Source organism: Flavonifractor sp. AGMB03687 (assembly GCF_017811815.1).
GTDB lineage: Bacteria > Bacillota > Clostridia > Oscillospirales > Oscillospiraceae > Flavonifractor.
The window spans coordinates 84,798-106,748 of the sequence record NZ_JADKZI010000003.1 but is presented as its reverse complement, the minus strand read 5'-3'; the positions used below and the strand labels follow the sequence as shown (position 1 = coordinate 106,748).

General features: G+C 59.5%; 20 protein-coding genes. 9 read left to right on the top strand and 11 right to left on the bottom strand.

Annotation, left to right across the window (positions count from 1 at the left end; all coding sequences use genetic code 11):
• Positions 1–47: 47 nt before the first annotated feature.
• The 8 genes from atpC to J9789_RS06855 are packed head-to-tail and all read right to left on the bottom strand — an operon-like array spanning position 48 to position 6,266.
• A complete protein-coding gene (atpC, locus tag J9789_RS06890) occupies positions 48–452 on the bottom strand; it encodes an ATP synthase F1 subunit epsilon (RefSeq protein ID WP_209343930.1) in 405 nt (134 codons plus the stop codon).
• The gene (gene atpD, locus J9789_RS06885; protein WP_209343928.1) at positions 453–1,853 is read right to left on the bottom strand and encodes a F0F1 ATP synthase subunit beta; all 1,401 of its coding nucleotides are present in this window, start codon (positions 1,851–1,853) and stop codon (positions 453–455) included.
• Between the two features lie 47 nt (positions 1,854–1,900).
• On the bottom strand, positions 1,901–2,782 hold the full coding sequence (gene atpG / locus J9789_RS06880) for an ATP synthase F1 subunit gamma (protein WP_209343926.1): 882 nt from the start codon (positions 2,780–2,782) through the stop codon (positions 1,901–1,903).
• The gene (atpA, locus tag J9789_RS06875) at positions 2,770–4,290 is read right to left on the bottom strand and encodes a F0F1 ATP synthase subunit alpha (RefSeq protein ID WP_209343925.1); all 1,521 of its coding nucleotides are present in this window, start codon (positions 4,288–4,290) and stop codon (positions 2,770–2,772) included. Before atpA ends, atpG begins: the two co-directional genes overlap by 13 nt.
• Complete coding sequence (gene atpH / locus J9789_RS06870) at positions 4,287–4,811, bottom strand: ATP synthase F1 subunit delta (protein ID WP_209343923.1); 525 nt, start codon at positions 4,809–4,811, stop codon at positions 4,287–4,289. Before atpH ends, atpA begins: the two co-directional genes overlap by 4 nt.
• Positions 4,808–5,296 (bottom strand): F0F1 ATP synthase subunit B, encoded by a 489-nt coding sequence (gene atpF / locus J9789_RS06865; RefSeq protein WP_209343922.1) that lies wholly within the window; start codon positions 5,294–5,296, stop codon positions 4,808–4,810. The genes atpH and atpF overlap by 4 nt, the downstream gene beginning before the upstream one ends.
• Positions 5,297–5,310: 14 nt before the next feature.
• Positions 5,311–5,529: an ATP synthase F0 subunit C gene (gene atpE / locus J9789_RS06860; protein WP_207754525.1), complete on the bottom strand. Its 219-nt coding sequence runs from the start codon at positions 5,527–5,529 to the stop codon at positions 5,311–5,313.
• 35 nt (positions 5,530–5,564) lie between these two features.
• Positions 5,565–6,266, bottom strand: a complete 702-nt coding sequence (locus J9789_RS06855) for a F0F1 ATP synthase subunit A (RefSeq protein ID WP_209343919.1) — start codon at positions 6,264–6,266, stop codon at positions 5,565–5,567.
• 223 nt (positions 6,267–6,489) lie between these two features.
• Between J9789_RS06855 and J9789_RS06850 the strand changes: the two genes are divergently transcribed.
• The 9 genes from J9789_RS06850 (at position 6,490) to J9789_RS06810 (ending at position 18,451) form a co-directional block, all read left to right on the top strand.
• Positions 6,490–8,106 carry a sensor histidine kinase gene (locus J9789_RS06850; protein ID WP_209343918.1) on the top strand — a complete coding sequence of 539 codons (1,617 nt, stop codon included), beginning with the start codon at positions 6,490–6,492 and terminating at the stop codon, positions 8,104–8,106.
• Positions 8,107–8,111: 5 nt separating this feature from the next.
• Positions 8,112–8,780: a response regulator gene (locus J9789_RS06845; protein WP_209343916.1), complete on the top strand. Its 669-nt coding sequence runs from the start codon at positions 8,112–8,114 to the stop codon at positions 8,778–8,780.
• 78 nt (positions 8,781–8,858) lie between these two features.
• The gene (locus tag J9789_RS06840; RefSeq protein ID WP_209343914.1) at positions 8,859–10,574 is read left to right on the top strand and encodes a hypothetical protein; all 1,716 of its coding nucleotides are present in this window, start codon (positions 8,859–8,861) and stop codon (positions 10,572–10,574) included.
• 106 nt (positions 10,575–10,680) lie between these two features.
• Positions 10,681–11,382, top strand: coding sequence for a response regulator transcription factor (locus J9789_RS06835; RefSeq protein ID WP_209343912.1), 702 nt, complete (start codon positions 10,681–10,683; stop codon positions 11,380–11,382).
• A gap of 3 nt (positions 11,383–11,385) precedes the next feature.
• Positions 11,386–12,849, top strand: coding sequence for a HAMP domain-containing sensor histidine kinase (locus J9789_RS06830; RefSeq protein ID WP_209343911.1), 1,464 nt, complete (start codon positions 11,386–11,388; stop codon positions 12,847–12,849).
• Positions 12,836–14,059 carry an ABC transporter substrate-binding protein gene (locus J9789_RS06825; RefSeq protein ID WP_209343909.1) on the top strand — a complete coding sequence of 408 codons (1,224 nt, stop codon included), beginning with the start codon at positions 12,836–12,838 and terminating at the stop codon, positions 14,057–14,059. Before J9789_RS06830 ends, J9789_RS06825 begins: the two co-directional genes overlap by 14 nt.
• Positions 14,060–14,263: 204 nt before the next feature.
• Positions 14,264–15,628 carry a hypothetical protein gene (locus J9789_RS06820; protein ID WP_209343907.1) on the top strand — a complete coding sequence of 455 codons (1,365 nt, stop codon included), beginning with the start codon at positions 14,264–14,266 and terminating at the stop codon, positions 15,626–15,628.
• A gap of 84 nt (positions 15,629–15,712) precedes the next feature.
• A complete protein-coding gene (locus J9789_RS06815; RefSeq protein WP_209343905.1) occupies positions 15,713–17,083 on the top strand; it encodes a hypothetical protein in 1,371 nt (456 codons plus the stop codon).
• Positions 17,084–17,125: 42 nt separating this feature from the next.
• Positions 17,126–18,451 (top strand): GntP family permease, encoded by a 1,326-nt coding sequence (locus J9789_RS06810; RefSeq protein ID WP_209343903.1) that lies wholly within the window; start codon positions 17,126–17,128, stop codon positions 18,449–18,451.
• 71 nt (positions 18,452–18,522) lie between these two features.
• Here J9789_RS06810 and J9789_RS06805 read toward each other — a convergent pair whose 3' ends face one another.
• The 3 genes from J9789_RS06805 to J9789_RS06795 form a co-directional block, all read right to left on the bottom strand.
• Positions 18,523–19,758 carry a radical SAM protein gene (locus J9789_RS06805; protein ID WP_209343901.1) on the bottom strand — a complete coding sequence of 412 codons (1,236 nt, stop codon included), beginning with the start codon at positions 19,756–19,758 and terminating at the stop codon, positions 18,523–18,525.
• A gap of 126 nt (positions 19,759–19,884) precedes the next feature.
• Positions 19,885–20,466: a TetR/AcrR family transcriptional regulator C-terminal domain-containing protein gene (locus J9789_RS06800; RefSeq protein WP_209343899.1), complete on the bottom strand. Its 582-nt coding sequence runs from the start codon at positions 20,464–20,466 to the stop codon at positions 19,885–19,887.
• A 33-nt stretch (positions 20,467–20,499) separates the two neighbouring features.
• A complete protein-coding gene (locus J9789_RS06795; protein ID WP_245185139.1) occupies positions 20,500–21,900 on the bottom strand; it encodes an MATE family efflux transporter in 1,401 nt (466 codons plus the stop codon).
• Between the last annotated feature and the right edge of the window lie 51 nt (positions 21,901–21,951).

The following is a 21,951-nucleotide window of genomic DNA, read 5'->3' as shown; positions in this document are numbered from 1 at the left end:
CAACAAAAACGCCCAACTCCACACGGAGTTGGGCATTTTTCTTAGGATTAACGGCGGGTTTTGAGGCGGGCCATGGCCCGGGCCAGGGCGGCCTTGGAGTGGTAGTACTCGTGGATGCTCTGCTTCTGACGCAGGCGTTCCTCGGCCCGCTTTTTGGCAGCCTCGGCCCGTTTCTCGTCGATCTCCTCGGGGTGTTCGGCAAAGCCCACCAGCAGGATCACGTAATCCGGCTTGATCTCGGCAAAGCCGGAGCCCACCGCGGCGGGCTCCCACTTGCCATCCACCTTGTAGCGCAGCTCGCCGGGCTCGATGGCAGTGACCACCGGCTCATGGCCGGGATAGATCCCCATTTCACCATCCACAGCGGGGAGCACCAGGGCCTCGGCGGGACCGATGTAAAACTGGCGCTCGGGGGTGATGATCTCCAGGTAGAAGGTGCTGGTCTCGGCCATTTACACCGCCTCCATCTTCTTGGCTTTGGCGATGACTTCGTCCACGTTGCCCACGTTGCTGAAGGCAGCTTCGGGATATTTGTCCAGCTCGCCGCCCAGGATGGTCTCGAAGGAGCGAAGGGTGTCCTCCAGCTTCACATAGCGGCCCTCCAGGCCGGTAAACTGCTCAGCTACCGAGAAGGGCTGGGAGAAGAACTGCTGGATGCGGCGGGCCCGCTCCACGGTGCGGCGGTCCTCCTCGCTCAGCTCCTCCATGCCCAGAATGGCGATGATGTCTTGGAGCTCACGATAGCGCTGCAGCAGCTCCTGGGTGCTGCGGGCGATCTTGTAGTGGCGCTCACCCACCACATCGGGCTCCAGAATGCGGGAGGTGGACTCCAGGGGGTCCACGGCGGGGTAGATGCCCTGCTCCACGATCTTACGGGAGAGGACGGTGGTGGCGTCCAGGTGGGCAAAGGTGGTGGCGGGAGCGGGGTCGGTCAGGTCGTCGGCGGGGACGTAGACCGCCTGCACGGAGGTGATGGAGCCGTCCTTGGTGGAGGTGATACGCTCCTGCAGGGCGCCCAGCTCGTTGGCCAGGGTGGGCTGATAGCCCACGGCGGAGGGCATGCGGCCCATGAGGGCGGATACCTCGGAGCCGGCCTGGACGTAACGGAAGATGTTGTCGATGAAGAGCAGCACGTTCTGCTTTTCCTGGTCCCGGAAGTACTCGGCCATGGTCAGGCCGGTGAGGGCTACGCGCATACGGGCTCCGGGGGGCTCGTTCATCTGACCGAAGACCAGGGCGGTCTTCTCAATGACGCCGGACTCGGTCATCTCGCGCCACAGGTCGTTGCCCTCGCGGGTACGTTCGCCCACGCCGGTGAAGATGGAGTAGCCGCCGTGCTCGGTGGCGATGTTGTGGATCAGCTCCTGGATGAGCACGGTCTTGCCCACGCCGGCGCCGCCGAACAGGCCGATCTTGCCGCCCTTGGCGTAGGGGGCCAGCAGGTCGATAACCTTGATGCCGGTCTCGAAGATGTCCACCACAGGGCGCTGGTTCTCGAAGGCGGGGGGCTGACGGTGGATGGACCACTTCTCCGGGGCCTTCACGGGACCCTTCTCGTCGATGGCGTCGCCCAGGACGTTGAACATACGGCCCAGTACGCCCTCGCCCACAGGCACGGAGATGGGAGCGCCGGTGGCGGTTACCTCCATGCCCCGGCCCAGACCCTCGCTGGGGGAGAGCATGATGCAGCGCACGGTGTCGCCGCCCACGTGCTGGGCCACCTCCATTACCTGGCGCTTGCCGCCCAGCTCGACCTCAAGGGCTTCCTTGATCTCGGGCAGGGCGCCACCCTGGAAGGCCACGTCTACCACAGGTCCCATGACCTGTACGATGGTTCCTTTGTTTTCGTTCATATTGCAATCCCCTTTCGGGCGTTCATACACTTACGTTAAAATGGCGCTCATAGAGCGGCCTGAGCGCCGCCCACCACCTCGGTGATCTCCTGGGTGATAGCGGCCTGCCGGGCCCGGTTGTAGGACAGATTCAGGGTCTGCAGCATGGCCCGGGCGTTGTCGCTGGAGGACTTCATGGCGGTCATGCGGGAATTCTGCTCGGAGCAGTAGGATTCCACCAGCGCGCCGAAGATGTCGCCCTTGACGTAACCGGGGACCAGACGGTCCATGACCGCCTTGACGGAGGGCACATAGGCCACGTCCCGGTTGTAGGTATCCCGATTCTTATCGTACTCCGGAAACACATCGGGATCCAGGGGGAGCAGCTTGTGAATGGTGGGCTCCATCTGGAAGGAGTTGACCATCTTGGTGAAGATGATGTAGACCTCGTCCAGCTGTTCCTCCAGATAGAGGTCGATCATCAGCTCGGCCATGTCCCGGGCACGGCCCATGTTGGGGTCCTGGGCAGTGTAGAGGAACTCCACGTCGATGGGCACCCCGTGCTCCTGAAAGTAAGAGCGGCCCACCTGGCCCACCACAAACAGGCTGGTGTGGGCGCTCTGGCTCATCTTCTGCTCGGCCAGCTTTAGAATGTTGTGGTTGTAGGCACCGGCCAGACCCTTGTCGCCGGTGATGACGATGTAGCCGATCTTGCGGTCCTCCGGCTGCACGCCGGGGCGCTTGTCAAAGAAGACGTGGCTGATCTCCGGGGAGTGGTGCAGGATGTCGGAGATGGTAGCCTCGATCTTCATGAAGTAGGGTTCCACATCGGTGAGCTGCTTGCGGGCCTTCCGCAGGTTGGAGGAGGAGATGAGATACATGGCGTTGGTGATCTTCAGGGTCTGCTCCACGCTCTTGATGTGGGTACGGATCTCCTTTATGCTTGCCATGTGGCACTCACCCGCTTCTTGGCGTCCTCCAGCACCGAGCGAATGGTCTCGATGGCGGGACCGCTGAGGTTTCCGGTGGATTCGATCTCATCCACCACATCGGCGTGCTCCTGCTCCATCTCCTGGGCGAAGTCCAGCACGAAGGAGCGGACCTTGTCCAGCGGCACGTCGTCCACCAGACCGTTGGTGGCCACGTAGAGGATCATAGCCTGGCGGCTCACCGGCATGGGGTGGTACAGGGGCTGCTTGAGCAGCTCCAGCAGACGGCGGCCGTGGTCCAGGGCCTGCTGAGTGGCGGGGTCCAGATCGGAGGCGAACTGGGTGAACACCTCCAGCTCCCGGAACCGGGCCAGATCAATACGCAGGGTACCGGCGGTCTTCTTGATGGCCCGGGTCTGGGCGGAGCCGCCCACACGGGACACCGACAGGCCCACGTTGACGGCGGGGCGCTGGCCGGAGAAGAACAGGTCGTTTTCCAGATAGATCTGGCCGTCGGTGATGGAAATGACGTTGGTGGGGATGTAGGCCGACACGTCGCCGGCCTGGGTCTCGATGATGGGCAGAGCGGTCATGGAGCCGCCGCCGTACTCCTTGGTAAGGCGGCAGGCACGCTCCAGCAGACGGGAGTGCAGGTAGAACACGTCGCCGGGGTAGGCCTCACGGCCGGGGGACCGCTTGAGCAGCAGAGACAGGGTACGGTAAGCCACCGCGTGCTTGCTCAGATCGTCGTAGACGATGAGCACATCCTTGCCCTTACTCATGAAGTACTCGCCCATGGCGGCGCCGGAGTAGGGGGCGATGTACTGCAGGGGGGCGGACTCACTGGCGGTTGAGGACACGATGATGGAGTAATCCATGGCGCCGTGCTTCTTCAGGGTGTCCTGGATGCGGGCCACGGTGGAGGCCTTCTGGCCGATGGCCACGTAGATGCAGATCACGTCCTGGCCCTTCTGGTTCAGGATGGCATCCACGGCAATGGCGGTCTTGCCGGTCTGCCGGTCGCCGATGATGAGCTCACGCTGGCCACGGCCGATGGGCACCATGGCGTCGATGGCCAGAATGCCGGTCTGCAGGGGCACGTTGACGGGCTCACGGCTGACTACGCTGCTGGCCTCATGCTCGATGGGACGGGTCTCAGTGGCGTTGATGGGGCCCAGACCGTCGATGGGCTGGCCCAGCACGTCCACCACGCGGCCCACCAGGCCGTCGCCCACGGGCACATCGGCGGGATGACCGGTGCGGCGCACCACGGTGCCCTCCCGGACGCCGGCGTCGCTGCCCAGCAGAACCACGCCCACGCTGTCCCGGGCCAGGTTCATGACCATGCCCTTCACGCCGGTGTCCAGCTCCACCAGCTCGCCGTACACCGCCTTGTCCAGACCGTAAACGGTGGCGATGCCGTCGCCAACCTCCAGCACGGTGCCGGTCTCGTCCCGCCGGACGCGGGTATCATATGCTTGAATCTCCTCCCGCAGGATGGAGACGATCTCTTCGGGTTTGGTTTTCATGCCATTCGCCTCTCTTCCAGTTGCCGGGTCAGGCCGGCCAGCGCCCCGCGGACGCTCTTGTCATAGGTCACGCCTTCGATCTCCAGCGTGAAGCCGCCCAGCAAAGCTGGGTCGGTATGCACGTCAAAGACCACGTCCTGCTTGTGATGGAGCCGGCACAGGGCCTTTTTCAGCTTCTCCAGCTCCTCCGCGCCGGGGGCACGGACGCAGGTCAGGCGGCAGCGGGCCGCCCCGCGCTGGGCCAGGGCCTTGTCATGAAAGGCCTCCAGAATGTCGGGCAGAAGGGCCATGCGGCCCTTCCGGGCCAGCAGGCAGTAGAAGCGCAGTAGCAGGCCGTGGCCGTCCAGCTGGGGCAGTCGGGCCAGCACCCGCTCCTTCTCCCAGGCCTGGATGGCGGGAGAGCGGAGGGACTCCCACAGAGCGGCGTCCTCCATCAGCGCCTGGGCGGTGGTGCGCAGGGCCTCCTCATTGGGCGAGACCTGGTAGAGCGCCTCCGCATAGCGGCGAGCCAGCTCGTTCATGCCTGCTCACCCACTTCCGACAGGAATGTATCTACCAGGGCCTTGTCGTCGTCGCTGTCCATGGACCGCTGGGCCACCTTGGCGGCGGCCAGCAGGGCCAGGGAGGCCACCTCATTGCGGGCGCCCCGCAGCATGGCGTCCCGCTCGGTGAGGATCTGGGCCTCCGCCTCGCTGCGCAGCCGCTTGGCGTCGGTCTCGGCCTCGGCCATCTTGCCCTCGTACACCCGCTGGGCCCGGTTCTGGGCCTCGGCTACGATCTTGGCAGCCTCGTGCCGGGCGTCGGTCAGCTTGCCCTCATACTGGGCCTTCAGCTCCTGAGCCTGGCGGTTGTTGTCCTCGGCAGAGGAGATCTCCTGCTTGACCAGGGCAGCCCGCTGCTCCAGCACGGCATTGACCCGGGCGAAGAGGAACTTCTTCATCAGCAGGAAGAGCACCAGCAGGTTGACGATGGTAAAGAGAATGGTGGAAAGATGGAACTCCAGCATTGGGGACGCCCCCTTTAACCGACGAAGATGATGAGCAGAGCGGTGATGAAGCCGAAGATGGCGGTACCTTCTGCCAGAGCACAGCCCAGCAGCAGGGCACTGTTGATCTTGCCGGAAGCCTCGGGCTGACGGGCAATGGCCTCGCTGGCCTTGCCGGTGGCGAAACCGATGCCGATACCGGCGCCGATGCCGGTGAAGACTGCGACAGCAGCAGCAATGATAGCCATAGACATGATAATTTCCTCCAGTCAATCAAATGTTTTTTGGATTACTCTTCCTCTTTGATGCCCTCGCCGGTGAACAGCGTGGTCAGGAACACAAAGACGACCATTTGGATCAACCCGTCAAACAGGTCGAAGTAGATGCTGAACACCGCCGGCAGGATCACCGGGGCTACGAACTTGAGCATCTCCATGATGATGAAGGCGCCCAGCACATTGCCGAACAGACGCATACACAGCGCCAGGGGCCGGATGATAACCTCCATCAGGTTGATGGGCAGCAGCAGCGGCATGGGTGCGGCGAATTTTTTCAGTCCGCCAAGCAACCCGTTGTACCGGAACTGTGCGCCGTAGATGAGCAGCATGCTCATCAGAGCCAGCGCCGTGGTCACGCTGATGTCCTTCGTGGGGGGCGTCAGACCAAAGATGCCGATGATATTGGCAAAGCCGATGTACAGCGCCACCGTTCCCAGCCAGGGAGCGAAGGGCCGCCAGTGGGCACCGATGTTGGTCTTGACGAAGCCGTTGAGGAACTGCACGGCGCTCTCCAGGGCGATCTGCACCTTACCCGGATTGCGAACGCTCAGGTTCCGGGTCAGCAGCAGCGCCGCCACCAGCAGCGCCACCATGACGATCCACGTCACCACGACGGAATCCGCCACCGGAATACCTCCGAACAGCGGGATCGTGAACGCGGTGCGGTTCCCCAGCTCTTCCACCAGGGATTCCTTGAATGCCTCCAAACACATCACCTCGTTTTCGCAGGGGCTATCTTACTACCGAAGCAAATTTTTCGTAAGTCTTTTGAAAGTAAAAAAAGTATTGAAAATTGACAGAAATCCACCTTTTTACAGCTTACCGAAAAGAAAGTGTAACAGTATATTGGGCGCAGAGAGCCTGAGGGGAACGGGTGGGCGCGTTTGACAGGACCTGCGGTTTTTCCTATACTGATAGCAAAGGAGGCGGATCTTCATGCCCACACAGGCCCCGACTTCCATCCGCGCCCGGCTGATGCGGATGAATCTGATTGTTGTTATCGTGTCCATTGCCCTCTCTCTGGCAGGTACCCTCTATTTCACCCTGCGCAGTGAGCAGCGGGCTCTGGACAACAATCTGCTCAACTCCGCCTCCATCCTCTCCCGGGTACCCATGCTTCGGGAGGCCCTGCAGGGGACATGTACGGCGGAGGAGCTGGCCGACTATCTGGATGAGACCACGGAGCGTACATCGGACATCGACCTGATCCTGGTGGGGGACACCCAGTCCACTCTGCTCTATGTGCCCGACCGGAGCCTGATCGGCACGCCCTACTCGGGTACCGCCCAGGCCGGCGCCCTGGCGGGAGCTGCCCCCTATACCTTTAATGAGACCGGCCCCATGGGCTCGGACCACTCCGCCTATGCCCCCGTGCGGGATGAGGATGGAGCGGTCATCGGCTTTGTTATTGTGGGCGTCTACTTCCGCAGTATGGCCATGGTGGGGCTGGGTACCGCCCTGCGGCTGCTGGCAGTGGGCGTGGTGGCGGCGGTGCTTGGCAGCCTGCTGGCCATGCAGCTGTCCCGCAGTATCAAACGCTCCCTGAACGGCTATGAGCCAGACGCCTTCGCCCGGCAGTTCCACCAGCGGGAGGATATTCTGGATGCGCTGGAGGAGGGTATCCTGGCTATCGATGGGGAAGAGAAGGTGATCTACCTCAATGCCGCTGCGGCGGAGATGCTCTCCATGGACCGGAAGACCGCCCTGGGCCATCCGCTGCATGAGGTCTATCCCCGTTCCACCCTGGACCGGGTGCTGCGCACCGGTCAGGCAGAGTATAATGTCAGCATGCAGTCGCTGAAGGATATCCGGGTGCTGGCCGACCGCCTGCCCCTCTATCAAAACGGAACGCTGACCGGCGCGGTGAGCATTTTCCGCAACCGTACTGAGCTCACCCGCATGGCGGACGACCTGACGGGAGTGCAGCATATGGTGGAGGCCATGCGGGCCTACACCCATGAATTTATGAACAAGCTCCACGTGATTTTGGGCCTGCTCCAGATCGGCGAGCCGGACAAGGCCCAGCAGTATATCATGGACACCACCCGCACCCAGCGGGAGGCGGTGAGCCGCATCATGAGCCAGATCCGCCAGCCCTCGGTGGCGGCGCTGCTGGTGGGCAAGACCAGCCGGGCCAACGAGCTGGGCATCCGGCTGCGGCTGGACCGGGAGAGCACCCTCAGCGAGGAGAGCCCCTGGCTGCCGCCGGAGGCCTATGTGACCATCCTGGGCAATCTGATCGAAAACGCCATTGAGGTACTTAACCAGTCCCGCTGTACCACCAAGGAGATCTCGGTGAGCATCCGGGAGGGGGAGGACAGTCTGCTGCTCTGCGTGGAGGATACCGGACCGGGCATTTCCCCCCAGCTGCGCCGGACCATGTTCCAGCGCGGGGTGTCCACCAAGGGACGCAGCCGGGGCACCGGACTGTCCCTGGTCCATGAGGTGGTGGAGGCCTACCACGGAGAGATCCGGGTGGAATCGGAGAGCGGCGTGGGCACGTCGTTCTTCCTTAGCTTTTGCCGGGAGGATGCCCCGGCGGACAAGGAGTGATTGGCATGTATCGTGTTGTGATCGTGGAGGACGATCCCATGGTCTCTCTGCTGGACCGTACCTTCACCGAAAAGGATACCCGCTTTCGGGTGGTTCAAACCTTCCAGGACGGCCGCTCCGCCCTGGAGTGGCTGTGCCAGAACCCGGCGGACCTGGTGGTGCTGGACGTATACATGCCGCTGTTCACCGGGGTGGAGTTGCTCCGGGCCCTCCGGGAGCGGGCTGTGGCGGTGGATGCTATCATGGTCACCGCTGCCAACGATGTGGCCACCGTGGACCAGCTGCTGAAGATGGGCGTGGTGGACTATCTGGTCAAGCCCTTCACCTTTGAACGCTTCCAGCAGGCCCTGGACACCTTTTGCCGGCACCGGGAGGCGGTTACCGGGCAGGCGGTGACCCAGGGGGAGCTGGACAAGCTGTTTGCCCCGCCGGAAACGGGGGAGCACGCCGTGCCCAAGGGCCTGCAGGAGAGCACCCTGCAGCGCATCCGGGAGTGCCTCCATGCCGCGCCGGAGCAGGGCCTGCCCAGTGAGGCCATTTCCCGCCAGACCAATCTGTCGGTGGTGACGGTGCGCCGCTACGCCAACTATCTGGTGGAGCGGGGGGAGGCCTTCAGCATTGTCAACTACGATACCGGCGGCCGGCCCTGCCGGCTGTACCGCATGAAGGAGTAAACTTCTGCTTGCCCGGGAAGCGGTTTGTGCGTACAATGGAGGAAAAGGACCGTAGGCGGCGGAAAGGCTGGAGAGTGTATGGCGAGAAAGGATGAAAAGCCCGGGGGAGCGGGATACTGCAGTCAAAGCCGGGCCATGGCCTATGACCGGTGGAGCCTGCTGCCCCCGGCGGAGCGCAGGAATGTGGGCCTGTTTGAGATGCAAGGGGACCCCTACTCCTGGGCCGCGCCGGGCAGCGGGGAGGGCAGGCTGTTTCTCTGTCCCCGTTTTGAGTATGCTCAAGTGGAGCCTGGGCAGGAGCCTGACTATAACGGGGTACGGCAGCGCTGCCTGGAGCCCTATGAGAAGCTGCCCGCCAAACTGATCCACCTGGGACGGGAGCAGGATGAGGCCCGGGAGGAACTTTGCCGGAGCAGCTGCCCCTGCTATGAGGAGATGGCGGGACGAAAACCCGCCTGCTGCTACGAGTTTGCCGACCGCTTCCGGGCGGTATTTGAGTGGCAGGGCGGGGGCCGGCGGAAAAAAGCGGCATGGGAGGCTGTGTACATCCACGACCTGCGCCTGTGGGGCCGCCCGCTGACAGTGGAGCTGTGGCACCCAAAGGGCAGACGGCCTCAGGCCCTGCGGGACATGGCCGGGGCCTATCCCGGACTGGACCACACTGCCCTGTGCAGCTTTGCTCTGGGAAACGCGGTGGACCGGGCGCTGCTCCACGATCTTCCTGTCCCCTACATCTCCGAGGTCAGCGGCATAGAGACCGAGGCTATCCGGAGCTGGAAAAAGACCCGCATTCTGGAGGCCTCCCTGGCCCTGCCCCAGCTGGTGACCCGCTATACTCTGGAGGACTGCGGCCGCTTTTCCGCCTGGACGGAGAACCACTCTCTTCTGGTGCCGGACAAGCTCCACGGCAGCCGATGGGAGAAGTATACCTTTACCTACCGCCGGGAGGGGGAGCAGCCGCCGCGGCTCATCTCCATCTATCCGGCCACCGAGTGGAATCTGGTCCGGAAGCTGGCTTCCACGGCGCTGACCCAGCTTATGGGCAGCCATAAGCTGGGCCTCTCCCCCGGGCGGCTGTTCAATCTGGCGGTGGACTTTCTCTCGGCCGCCCTGTGCAACAGCTATGGAGCAGGGCAGGAGATCGCCCCGGCTCTGGGCGCCATGCTCTTCCTGGCCCTGTGCGAGGAGGAACGGCCGGGCTGCGGAGAGGAGCTCTTTCAAAAGCTGGACCAGCCCTACCGGGACTACTACACCGGCTGCTACCGGCAGCTGCTGCAGCTCTACCAAGACCTGGGGCAGGAGCCATGGCCCTCGCTGCCTGAGATGCTCCATGCCCTGTTCCAGGAGGAAGAGGGGGACGGAGAACTGGCCCAGAGCACGGCGGCCTGGTATGACGACTGCGTCAGCCGAGCGGGCCGGGAGGGGGTCCACCTGGTGGTGTGCGAGGCCATGCGGGAGCCCTTCTGGTCCCCCTTGAAGCTGCAGCTGCTGGCGGAACTGACGGAGAGCGGGGCGGTGCCTACGGTGCGGGAGCTGATCACCCGTCTGCTGCTGCTCAATCCCGCCACCATGGCCACGGTACAGACCGACCACAACGGCTCCAGCCAGGGACGTACCCAGCGGATGGAGCCGGGGGAGGGAGGCAATTACCACTGCCCCTTCCGCACCGGCGGCGGTCTGGAGTATACCAATGTGGTGCCGGGCATTTTGACCGATGAGCTCCACGATCTGCTGGAGCAGGGCTTCCTGCGGGGAGAGCAGGAGTGCTATTTAGTGAAACGGCAGACAGAATAAAGGTACAGCCGCCCATCCTCTTTAGGGGATGGGCGGCTGTTTTGGGGTCGGCATTGCCTTTTTGATGGGGGAATGCTATCATAAAAAACAAAATGACCAGATTTGGATGGGAGGCGGTTTTGGAACGGCGAAGATCCTGCTGGCAGACGACGAGGTTAACCTGCGCACAGCCATTCGGGAATTTGCGGAATTTCAGGGCTACCAGGTTGTGGAGGCCGGGGACGGCATAGAGGCGCTGAATCTGTGCAAGACCCAGGATTTTGATATCATCATCATGGACGTTATGATGCCCAGGCTGGACGGCTTTACCGCCTACCAGGAGATCAAAAAGATCCGGGACATCCCGGTGCTCATCCTCTCCTCCAAGGATCAGGAGTACGACAAGCTGTACGGCTTCCAGCTAGGGATCGACGACTATGTGGTCAAGCCCTTCTCTCTGAAGGAACTGATGGCCCGGGTCAATGTGATCATCAGCCGGCATCAGCCCGCCGCCGCGCCCCAGCCCGGCGGGGAGGAGGTCCTGCGCTTTGACGGGCTGGAGCTCAATCTGCCCGCCCGGCGGGTGCTGGTGGACGGACAGCGGGTGGAACTGCGGCCCAAGGAGTACGACCTGCTCTTTTTCCTGGCTCAGAACCGCAACCGGGTGTTCTCCCGGGAGGCGTTGCTGGAACGGGTGTGGGGGTACGACTATGGAGGAGACGACCGTACCGTGGACGCCCACATCAAAATGCTGCGCCACGATCTGGGGGAGTACCGCCGGTTCCTTGTGACCCTCCGGGGCGCGGGCTACAAATTTGAGACGGACTGAGCCATGAAGAAGACGCAGAAACTGGAACTCGCGCTGGCAGCCAGAACAGGGCGGCTGTGGAAAATGTCCACCAGCCTGTGGATTAACTTCATGGTGTTTGCCCTGGTTATCATTGCCCTCACCTGGATCATTTTGCTGGGCTTTATGCGCAATCAGTACCGGAGCCGGGAGCTGGACAGCCTGGAGCAGAGCGTGTGGAACATGACGGAGCGCTTCATTCAGGAAGATGCCGAGACCACCTTCGGGGCCCTGTGCAAGACCAACGGCCTGTTTGCCCAGGTAGTGGAGGAGGGCGGCCAGACACCTCTGCTCTCCCTGGACAACCAGGGAGACCGGTCCGAACCCCAGCAGGAGGACCTGGTGCCTCAGGACCTCTTTCAGCAGCTAGACCAGTCTGACGGCTACCTCTTCTACTATGTGCCTGATACCGCCCACAACACCCAATGGGCGGTGTGGGCGGTGGTGTTGGCCAGCTTTGGAGGAAACCGGCAGGTGCTGGTGGTCAGCAAGAGCATGGCCAACATCGACGCCCTGACCACGGTACTCCTCCAGCTGGTGGCGGTAGTCATTGTGCTGGTGGTGATGATCGCCGCCCTGCTGGCCATGTTTCAGGCCAAATCCTACCTCAGACCCATCCGTGCCTTGAACCGGAAGGCCCTGGACCTGGCGGACGGAGATCTGCAGGTGGATTTTCCGGAGGAGGGTCCCCTGGAGATCGTGCAGCTGTCCAACAGCCTGGCCAGAGCCAGGGACCAGCTGCAGGAAACCGAGACCCTCCAGCGGGACTTTATTGCCAACATCAACCACGACATGAAGACCCCGGTGGCGGCCATTCAGGCCTATGCGGAGCTGCTGCTCTCCTATTCCGGCGAGATTCCGGAGAAGCGGGAGGAGCACCTGCGGATTATTTTGCAGGAAACTGACCGCCTGACCGCCCTGATGAATACGGTGGTGGAGCTGACCAAGCTGCAGTCGGGGACCCTCACCCTTCATCCGGCGGCCTTTTCCATCCAAAAGACCGCCGAAACGGTGCTGGAGGAGTTCCGCATTCAGCCCAAGCTGGCCGGATTTACCTTTGAATTGCAGTGCAAAGAGGACATACAGGTGATGGCCGACCAGACGCTCATCTGCCGGGTGCTGCAGAACCTGCTGAACAACGCGGTGAAGTTCTGCGGAGAGGAACAGCGGGTGCTGCTGTCCATCTGCCGGGTGGAGGGCGAGAAGACGGCCGAGATCTCGGTGACCGACTATGGGATCGGTATCGCCCAGGACAAGCAGAACCTGATCTGGGAGCGCTATTACCAGGTGGAGCCCTACTGCAGGGACAAGGTGGGTGCAGGTATGGGCCTGAACATTGTCCACCAGATCCTGCTGCTCCACGATGCGCCCCATGGTGTTGTAAGCCAGGTGGGGGAGGGAACCACCATCTGGTTCCGACTGCGGGAGGCTGAGCATGAAGCAACCTAAGAAGAACAAAATCTGGGTGATTGTAGGGATCGTGGCCTTTGTGGCGGCCCTGGCCTCTCTGTTTGTGTACGGGGCACTCTCTCGGGAGAGCGAACTGGAGCAGCAGGTCAGGCAGGCCAAGGAGGAGGGCTGCCTTCCCCTGGTGCTCCTCAGCTCCATGACGGGCAGTTATCAGTACGTGGGTACCGATGCGGCCTGGACGGCCCAATATGCGGTGGATCAAATCAACCAGACCGGTGGCATCAACGGAACGCCGGTGCGGCTCATTGTGGCGGACACCGGCTCCTCGCCGGACAGCGCCCAACGGCTTCTGGAGGACGTCCAGTCCCAGCTGCTCTGTGTACTGGGACCAGTGAACGCGCCGGAGACTGCCGCGGTGGCCGAGGACGTGGCCCAGTATGGGCTGCTGGATATCGGCACCTACTCCTTTCAGGGTGCTCTGGAGCAGGCGGCTCCCTACGGGGCGGCCTATATGAGCCAGTCCGTCAAGGGGGAGATTGCCGGGGTCACCGCCTGGGCGGCGTGCAACCCCGACATACACTCCATCGTGATTTTCAGCGATCAGGCGGACTCCTCCAAGCAGGAGAGCGCGGCGGCGCTCCAGGAGTACCTGCCCCAGCTGGGCATTGAAGTGCTGGAGGTGGTGGACGTGCCTATGGACTCTAATCAGCGCCAATATATGCAGGCGGCTATTCAGGCTTTGAATCGAAAGCCAGAAGGATATCTGTCTTTACTTGATGATAATGGGTACGCTAACATCCTGCTCCAGCTGCGCCAGCGAGGAGTGGAAGAGGGTCGGAGGATTATCTCGTCCTTTACCGGATTTACCCAAGACATGATTGACCTAGCGGGAGATAATTTGGATGGGACTTATATCTGGAGTAAGTTCAACCCATATGAAGAGAGTAGCCAGTGGGCGGAGTTGTCTCTAGTATACCAAGAAGAGCACGGGGGAGCGATTCCGTTGAATACCATTGTAGTAGATTTGTATGATGCCATTATGGCATTGAAGCAGTGCTGTGAGGAACTTAATATTACCGGAAACGGGAATAACCAAACCGTCCAGCGGGAACAGGTGGCCCAATGGTTCTATAATTCTCCGGAGGTGCAGGGTATCCAGAGCACATTTTATTGGAAAGATGGAGAGAAGATTAAGGATTACGTCCTTTTTGTGTTTGAAGAAGATACACCTGTGAAACAGGAGAAGTGAATGCTTGGGGAAAAGGAGTATTTTCGCAGCGTTGCTGCGGAAGTACTCCTTTTTTATATGCGTTCACCTAATTTTCACAAAAGGAGCATCCAGATTTCACTTTAGTTCCATATAGATTTCATAGAAGATTGTTATAGTCTAATTGAGCAATGAGCACAAAAAAAGCAGATATGCGACAAAAATTTTGTAGAGGAGGTATTCCAATTGGCGATTCCCTTTTACGCGAAAAGCGCTGAGAACCAAGGTTACATAAAGAATATGGAAGTGGTTGGTTATCATGGCTTAAATCAGGTTATGGCATTTCAGATGGCGCTCCACAAGACAAAAGAAGGCTGGTACTATTTGTACTGTGGATCATTTAAGGGAGCAGGTATCACCATTTTGGATGTCACGGACCCCTATAAGCCTGAGTGGAAGGATTATTTTGAGGTTTGCGACGTAAATATCTACAAAAAACAGAGCGTACCCAAAATTCAGATCGCAGACGATTTAATGGTTGCTGCTCTGGGTGGAGGGATTCCCTATCTGCATGGTGTGAAATGGGAAGATAAAAATATTAGCGGAATTAACATATATAGCCTCAAAGATCCGCTCCATCCAGAACTCCTCTCTCACTGGGAGACCGGTTATGAAGGGGGAATGGGAGTTCACCGCTTTATGTATAATGGTGGACCTTATCTGTATCTGACTGCAGATTGTCCGGGGTATATCGCAGAAATTCTTCGTATTTTGGATATTTCTGATCCAAGAAACCCTAAAGAAATTGGACGATGGTGGAAGCCAGAGCAGTATGCAGATGGTCAGGTAGCGGGGACCTATCCTGTGGGCCATATGGATGAGAAAGATTGGCCTCATCTTCATGGACCGGCCTATGTGCAGGATGGAATTGCCTATTGTGGCTACTGGGCAGGGGGCGGTGTCTTACTGGATATGAAGGATGTAACACGCCCCAAGCTACTGGGTGAGATTCACACCCAACCCCCCTTTTCTGGCAAGCGGGCAGGTGCTCGCTGTCATACGTTTCTCCCGTTGAAAGGACGTGGATTAGCTGTTCTTACTAACGAGGGAGACCGGTTTATGAGTTTCAGCAAGGAGAGCTTTGATAAAAAGCAAGACACAAAAAATGGTGGAGCTCAACCTATGAACAACCTCCATATGATTGATGTATCTGATCCATCAGATCCCACTCTAATTGCTGAGTTTCCGTATCCCGAGGTGCCAAAAGATTTTCCATATCCCAATTTTAATGATTGTGGACTTGGGTGCCAGGGACCGTTTGGACCTCATAATCTGCATGAGCCTATGGATAAGCCTTGGCTTGAGGATGACCCCAATCGAGTATATTGCTGTTATTTTCATGCGGGGATGCGAGTATATGACGTATCAGATCCGTATTACATCAAGGAAATTGCTTACTTTATTCCTCCAAATCCAGAGAAACCGCTGTTTGATGTTCCTCGGCCCGGGCCCCTGTTGGGAACAGCAGAGGATTGTGTCGTAGATGATAGAGGATATATCTATATGGATACATTCCATGATGGTGTTTATATCCTTAAGATGAAACTATGACAATTATCTGATTATACAATCCCTTAATTGCCATAAACATTATCAAGGTTAAGGTGTTCCTTAATCTTGAAGGAGGTCTTTCTATTGTCCGTACCTTTTTACGCCAAGAGCCCGAACAATCAGGGCTACATCAAGAACATGGAGGTCGTGGGCTTTTCCGACCTGAACGGCATCAACGCCTTCCAGATGGCCCTCTATAAGACCGACGACGGCAAGTACTACATGTACTGCGGCTCCTTCAAGGGCAACGGCGTCAACATCGTGGACGTCACCGATCCCGCCAACCCTGTGGTGGCCGGCATCGTCTACGTCAGCGACCCCAACATCTACTTCGCCCAGTCCACCCCCAAGGTCCAGGTGGCCGACGGCCTGCTCATCGTGGCTCTGGGCGGCGGCGTGACCTTCCTCCACGGCATCAAGCCCGGCGATCCTGCTCTGGGCGGCCTGCAGATCTATGATCTGAAGAAGGACCCCCTCCATCCCGAGCTGCTCTCCCACTGGGATACCGGCGTGCCCAACGGCATGGGCGTCCACCGCTTTGCCTACAACGGCGGCAAGTATGTGTACATGCCCGCCGAGTGCCCGGGCTTCGTGGGCTTCATCGTCCGTATCCTGGACATCTCCGATCCCCGCAACCCCGTGGAGGCCGGCCGCTGGTGGCTGCCCAAGCAGTTCAAGGACGGCATGGTGGAGGGCACCTACGCCGTGGGCCATGATGCCGAGAAGTTCTGGGGCATGTGCCACGCCTGCAACATCTGCCCCGATCATCCCGACCAGCTGTACATGGGCTACTTCGGCGGCGGCGGTATTATCCTGAACATCTCTGATCCCACCCGTCCCAAGCTGATCTCCCAGCTGATGGTGCAGCCTCCCTTTGCCGGCAAGTTCGACGGCGCTCAGTGCCACACCTACATGCGCCTCACCGGCCGGAACTTCGCCGTACTCACCAACGAGGGCGAGCGCTTCCCCTTCTTCACCAAGGACAAGATCCTCAACGGTGTCCACAAGGGTGCCCAGCCCATGAACAACCTGCACATGATCGACGTGTCCGATCCCGCCGATCCCACCCTGGTGGCCGAGTTCCCTTATCCCGAGGTGCCCGAGAACTTCCCCTATCCCAACTTCAATGACTGCGGCATCGGCGCCCCCGGCCCCTTCGGCCCCCACAACATCCACGAGCCCATGGGCAAGAGCTGGCTGCAGGACGACCCCAACAAGGTGTACTGCTGCTACTTCCACGCCGGTATGCGGGTCTTTGATGTGTCCGACCCCTACTACATCAAGGAGCTGGCCTACTTCATCCCGCCCAACCCGGAGAAGCTGCTCTTTGACGTGCCCGTGCCCGGCCCCATGATCGCCACCACCGAGGACTGCGTGGTGGACGACCGCGGCTATATCTACATGGATACCTGGCACGACGGTATGTACATCCTGCGCCTGAAGGACGGCATCTGAGCCGCCTGAGGATAAAAAGAAAGAAGTAAGGAGAGAGTGTGAATGAACGTAGTCGGTTTGATCGGCATCGTGGTCGCTCTGGTTGCACTGATCGTCATGGTGTACAAGGGACTCCACGTCCTGATTGCCGGTACCGTGGCTGCCCTCATCGTAGCGGTCAGCAACGGACTGGGCGCTGTGGAAGGCTACAGCGTGACCTACCTGGGCGGCGTGGGAGGCTTTGTGGTCTCCAACCTGGCCATCTACCTGTGGGGCGGCATTTTCGGCGAGCTTTATAACGCCAGCGGCGCCGCCCGGTCCATCGCGCACGGTATTTCCCGCCTGTTTAAAGGCAACAAGGAGCACACCAGCGTGCTCACCAGTATCCTGATCATCTTTGTGGCCGGCGTGCTCATGTCCTACGGCGGCATCAGCGGCATCGTGCTGATGATGGTTCTGATGCCCCTGACCCTGGAGATCATCAAGGAGAGCCGCATCCCCCGCTACATGGCCCCCGGCATCCTGCTGGGTGCCCTGGCTACCGCTGCTCTGGCTATGCCTGGCAGCCCCCAGATCCAGAACTCCGGCCCCATCCAGTACCTGGGCACCACCTCTATGGCTGCTGCCATCCCCGGCTTTATCGGCGGCGCCGTGGTCATCATCCTCAACATTGCCTACCTCAACCACGCGGCCAAGAAGGAGATCGCCGCCGGCCGTGTGTATGTGGATGCAGAGTTTGACGAATCCATGAAGGTGCAGAAGGGCGATGCTCTGCCCAATCCCATCATCTCCCTGATCCCCCTCATCGTTACCTTTGCTCTGTTCAACTTCCTGAAGCTCTATATCGGCTTCTCCATCATCATCGGCATCCTGGCTGCCCTGGTGTGCTTCTGGAAGTACCTCAGCGGCGTGAAGGCCGTCATGAACGTGCTGGGTAAGGGCGTGGCCGCTGCCTGCGTGCTCTGCCTGTCCAGCGGCGCTCTGGCCGGCTTCGGCACCGTGGTGCAGGCCACCGAGACCTTTGGTCAGTTCAGCACTGCCCTCACCAACATCCAGGGCCCCCCGCTGTTCATCGTCATGATCGCCATCATGCTGGTCACCGCCATCTGCGGTTCCGGCCCCGCTGCCATCGGCGCGTCCCTGCCCATGTTCTATGACACTTTCGTCAGCATGGGCGTGAGCATGAGCGCTGTCCACCGTATCGCGGCCTTCTCCGCCACCACACTGGACACCCTGCCCACCAACGCCGGCTTCATCGCCGCCTCCGGCCTGGCCAAGTCCGAGGCCAAGGACTCCTACAAGTACGTGGGTGTGTGTACTGTGGTGAATACCACCATCGCTACTGTGGTGGTGACCCTGCTCCTCACCCTGTTCCCGGGGCTGGCCTGAACCCTCACAGGTCCGCAATTTGCATAAAGTGGAAGCCTCCGGCGAAACGCCGGAGGCTTTTACTTTTTTATTCATGCGTTTTTGCCGGGATGGGACTGCTGCCACAGAGCGTCGGCCACCGGTTTCCACCGCTCTGCGTAAGGCGCGGTTTTTTCGCACAGGTGCCGGGCACTCTCCGGACTTTGGTAGTCAGTATTGACAGCGCCTGTATCTTCCACCATTTTGGGCAGAAATTCCGGGTTTTCCAACATGGGGCAGGGACGGAGCATGTTTTCATTGAAAGGCTGGGAGTGGTGATAGGCCATGAAGAGGGGGGACTTCAGTGCATCCAGCAGGCTTGTGTTATGGATGTTCACGTTGGAGTAATGGATGAACACACAGGGCTCCACATCGCCCTTGGCGTTGATGTGAAGATAGCGCCGGCCGCCGGCAATGCATCCGCCAACATACTCGCCGTCATTCTGAAAATCCAGGGTGAAAATAGCCTTGGTGGTACGATAAGTGCGGATGGCGTTGTACATTTTGACGCGCTGTTCCGGTGTGGGCAGCAGATCCACGGCGGCGTCGTTACCCACGGGCATATAGTGGAAAAACCAGGCAAACAGGGCGCCGCAGTCAATCAGCTGGTCGAAGTATTTTTCGCTGCTCACGTCATCAACATTGTGGCTGGTATAGCAGGTGGAGATGCCAAAGGGAAGGTTGTGTGACTTCAGCAGAGCCATGACTTGGTGGACCTTCTGATAGACCCCGGCTCCCCGGCGGGAGTCATTGGCCGCCTCAAAACCTTCCAGAGAAATGGCGGGAACAAAGTTTTTGACCCGCAGCATATTCTGACAAAAGGCTTCGTCAATGAGGGTGCCGTTGGTGAAGGCGAGGAACATGCAGTCGGGATGCATCTCGCAGATGCGGAGCACATCCTCTTTTCGCACCAGCGGTTCGCCGCCGGTATAGATGTACATATAAGTACCCAACTTTTTGCCCTGGATGACGATGGAGTCCAGGTCTTCTAGGCTCAGGTTAAGCTGGCGGCCATATTCTGCTGCCCAGCAGCCGGTGCAGTGCATGTTACAGGCAGAGGTTGGGTCCAGCAGAATGGCCCAGGGGACGTTACAGTCTTCGCGCTGGCTGATCTCCTCCTGAATGGCGCGGCGAAAGGCCTCCCGCTGCGGCCTGTACCAGTTGGCAGGGGTAAACTTATCAAACAGGTCCATAAGTTTGGGGATGTTTTCCTCCGGATTGCCTTCCAGATAGTGCAGGATCTGCTTGATGCCAAAACGCTGCATGGTGTCCTTGATGGGATTGCCCATGGGAGTCATCCTTTCTGTGTTCCATCAAATTTTGTTGTCATTATAGTTGGAACTGTTCGGCCTGTCATTGTACAAAAACGCGATTTGTCAAATTTTTTGACAAATCGCGTTTTTGTACAGTATGAATTATTGTTCTGAAGTGGGCGGTACCGTCTCCGGAGTGCCATTCATCCTTGCAGCGCGGCGGATGACTTCGCCCAGCTGCTTAATATTACGGATGAATTCTTCCGGCTCCATGCCGTTGCGGGACATGAGCCAGCGGGCAATGGCACATACAAGGGCATAAGCAAAAAAGTTGGCAGAAAACTCATCCTGTTTCTGATTCCCGGGCATAAAAGAAAGGGCGCGCTTGAAAACAGGAAAGATACGCTGCTGGAAATGGACCATAAAGGAGTCCTGCCCATGGATCTGCAGAGCCGAGCGGTAGAAGTTACGGTTGTCGTAAAAATAACGGCATAGCAATTCAAACCTATCCCAGGGCCCCTCCTGGGAAACAGAGGGTCCGTCTCCAAGCAAGGTATCCGTCTCGCTGTCAAAGATCCAGTTGAGCAGGTCATATTTATCCCGGAAGTGATAGTAAAAGCTCTGCCGTTTCATGCCGCATCGCTCGCAGATGTAGGCTACGTTGATCTTCTCGATGGGCATTTCCCGCATAAGGGCTTTCAACGCTTCTGCCAGCGCCTTTTTGGTGATATTGGAGTCGGCCACGGTGATCCCTCCTGGGTTGGATGATAGCATAATTCATGGGGTGGCGCAAGGAGGAGTCAGGGGAGCGCTTTTTTGCGCCGAAGGCTTGTATCTGCGGTAGACATAGAAGGACAGGAGAACGGTCAGGATATCGGCGGTCACCTGGGACCAGACGATGCCGAACATGCCGAAGAGGGCGTTCAGAAGGAAAAGCATGGGGATATTGAAGCCCAGCCACCTGGTCACACCAAGGAAGAGGGAGATCCTGCCCTTGCCGAAGGCCTGGAACAGATAGACGGTAAAGAAGCTCAAAAACATCAGCGGGGTGGCCAGTACCCGGATGCGCAGGAACTGGGAGGCCAGCTCCACCGTCTGGGGATCGGAGATGAACAGGTGTGAGAACTGGACCGCAAAGATCTCATACAGCACGATGCTGATCCCGGCGATGGTCAGACCCAGTCGGCAGGAGAGCCGGATGGTATCGTTCATGCGCTGCTCATTGCCGGCGGAGTAGTTGTAGGCCACCAGGGGCAGCATGCCCTGACAGATGCCGATGCCCACATTCAGTGGGAAACGCTCCACCTTCAGCACGATGCCGATGGCGGCCAGGGCCAGATCGTGATAGGAGACCATCAGCTTGTCGATGATGACGTAATCCAGATCAAACAGGAAGGTAGCGATGGCGGAGGGAATGCCCACGCCGAACACGGCCAGGATGCTGTCCCAGCCGGGCAGGCCTCCCTTGGGGAGAAAAGTAATGGTGGAGTTTTTGCCCATCCGCAGCAGCACGGACACAAAGAAGAGAAAGGCGATGCAGTTGGACAGGCAGGTGGCAAGACCAGCGCCCAGCACCTCATGGCCTTCCGGCAGCAGTACGAACATAAACAGAGGGTCCAGGGCGATGTTCAGTACACCGCCCAGAATGATACCGGCGCTGGCCGCCTTGGAGCGGCCGATGCTGCGGATCAGGTTGGACAGCACGTTGGATAGCACCGTCGGGATGCCGCCAACCACGATGACGCACAGGGCGTACTGTCTGGCATAGGCGTAGGTGTTTTCACCGGCGCCCAGCAGCCGAAGGACGGGGTCCATAAAAAGGCCGATTCCTGCCGCGAAAAGGGCCGCGATGCACAGCCCCAGCCAGAGGGAAAAGGCGCTGACCCGCCGGGCCTCATCGGGTCGGCCTTGGCCCAGCAGCCGGGAGATCAGGGAGCCGCCGCCGATACCGGCCAGTCCCGCCAGACAGAGGGTGATGTTGAACACGGGCAGGATCAGCGAGGTGGCAGCCACCATATAGGGGTTGTTGGTCTGTCCCACGAAAAAGGTGTCCGCCATGTTGTAGATCAGGACGATCAGCTGACTGGTGACCGCCGGAATGATCATTTTACGAAGTGCGGAGGGGATGGGAAGATCCTGAAATACCGTTTCCTGGGCGGAGCCCGTCTTTGCCTGCATCATGCAACACCTGAGCTTTCCATTGATCATACGTAGATATCATACCACAGG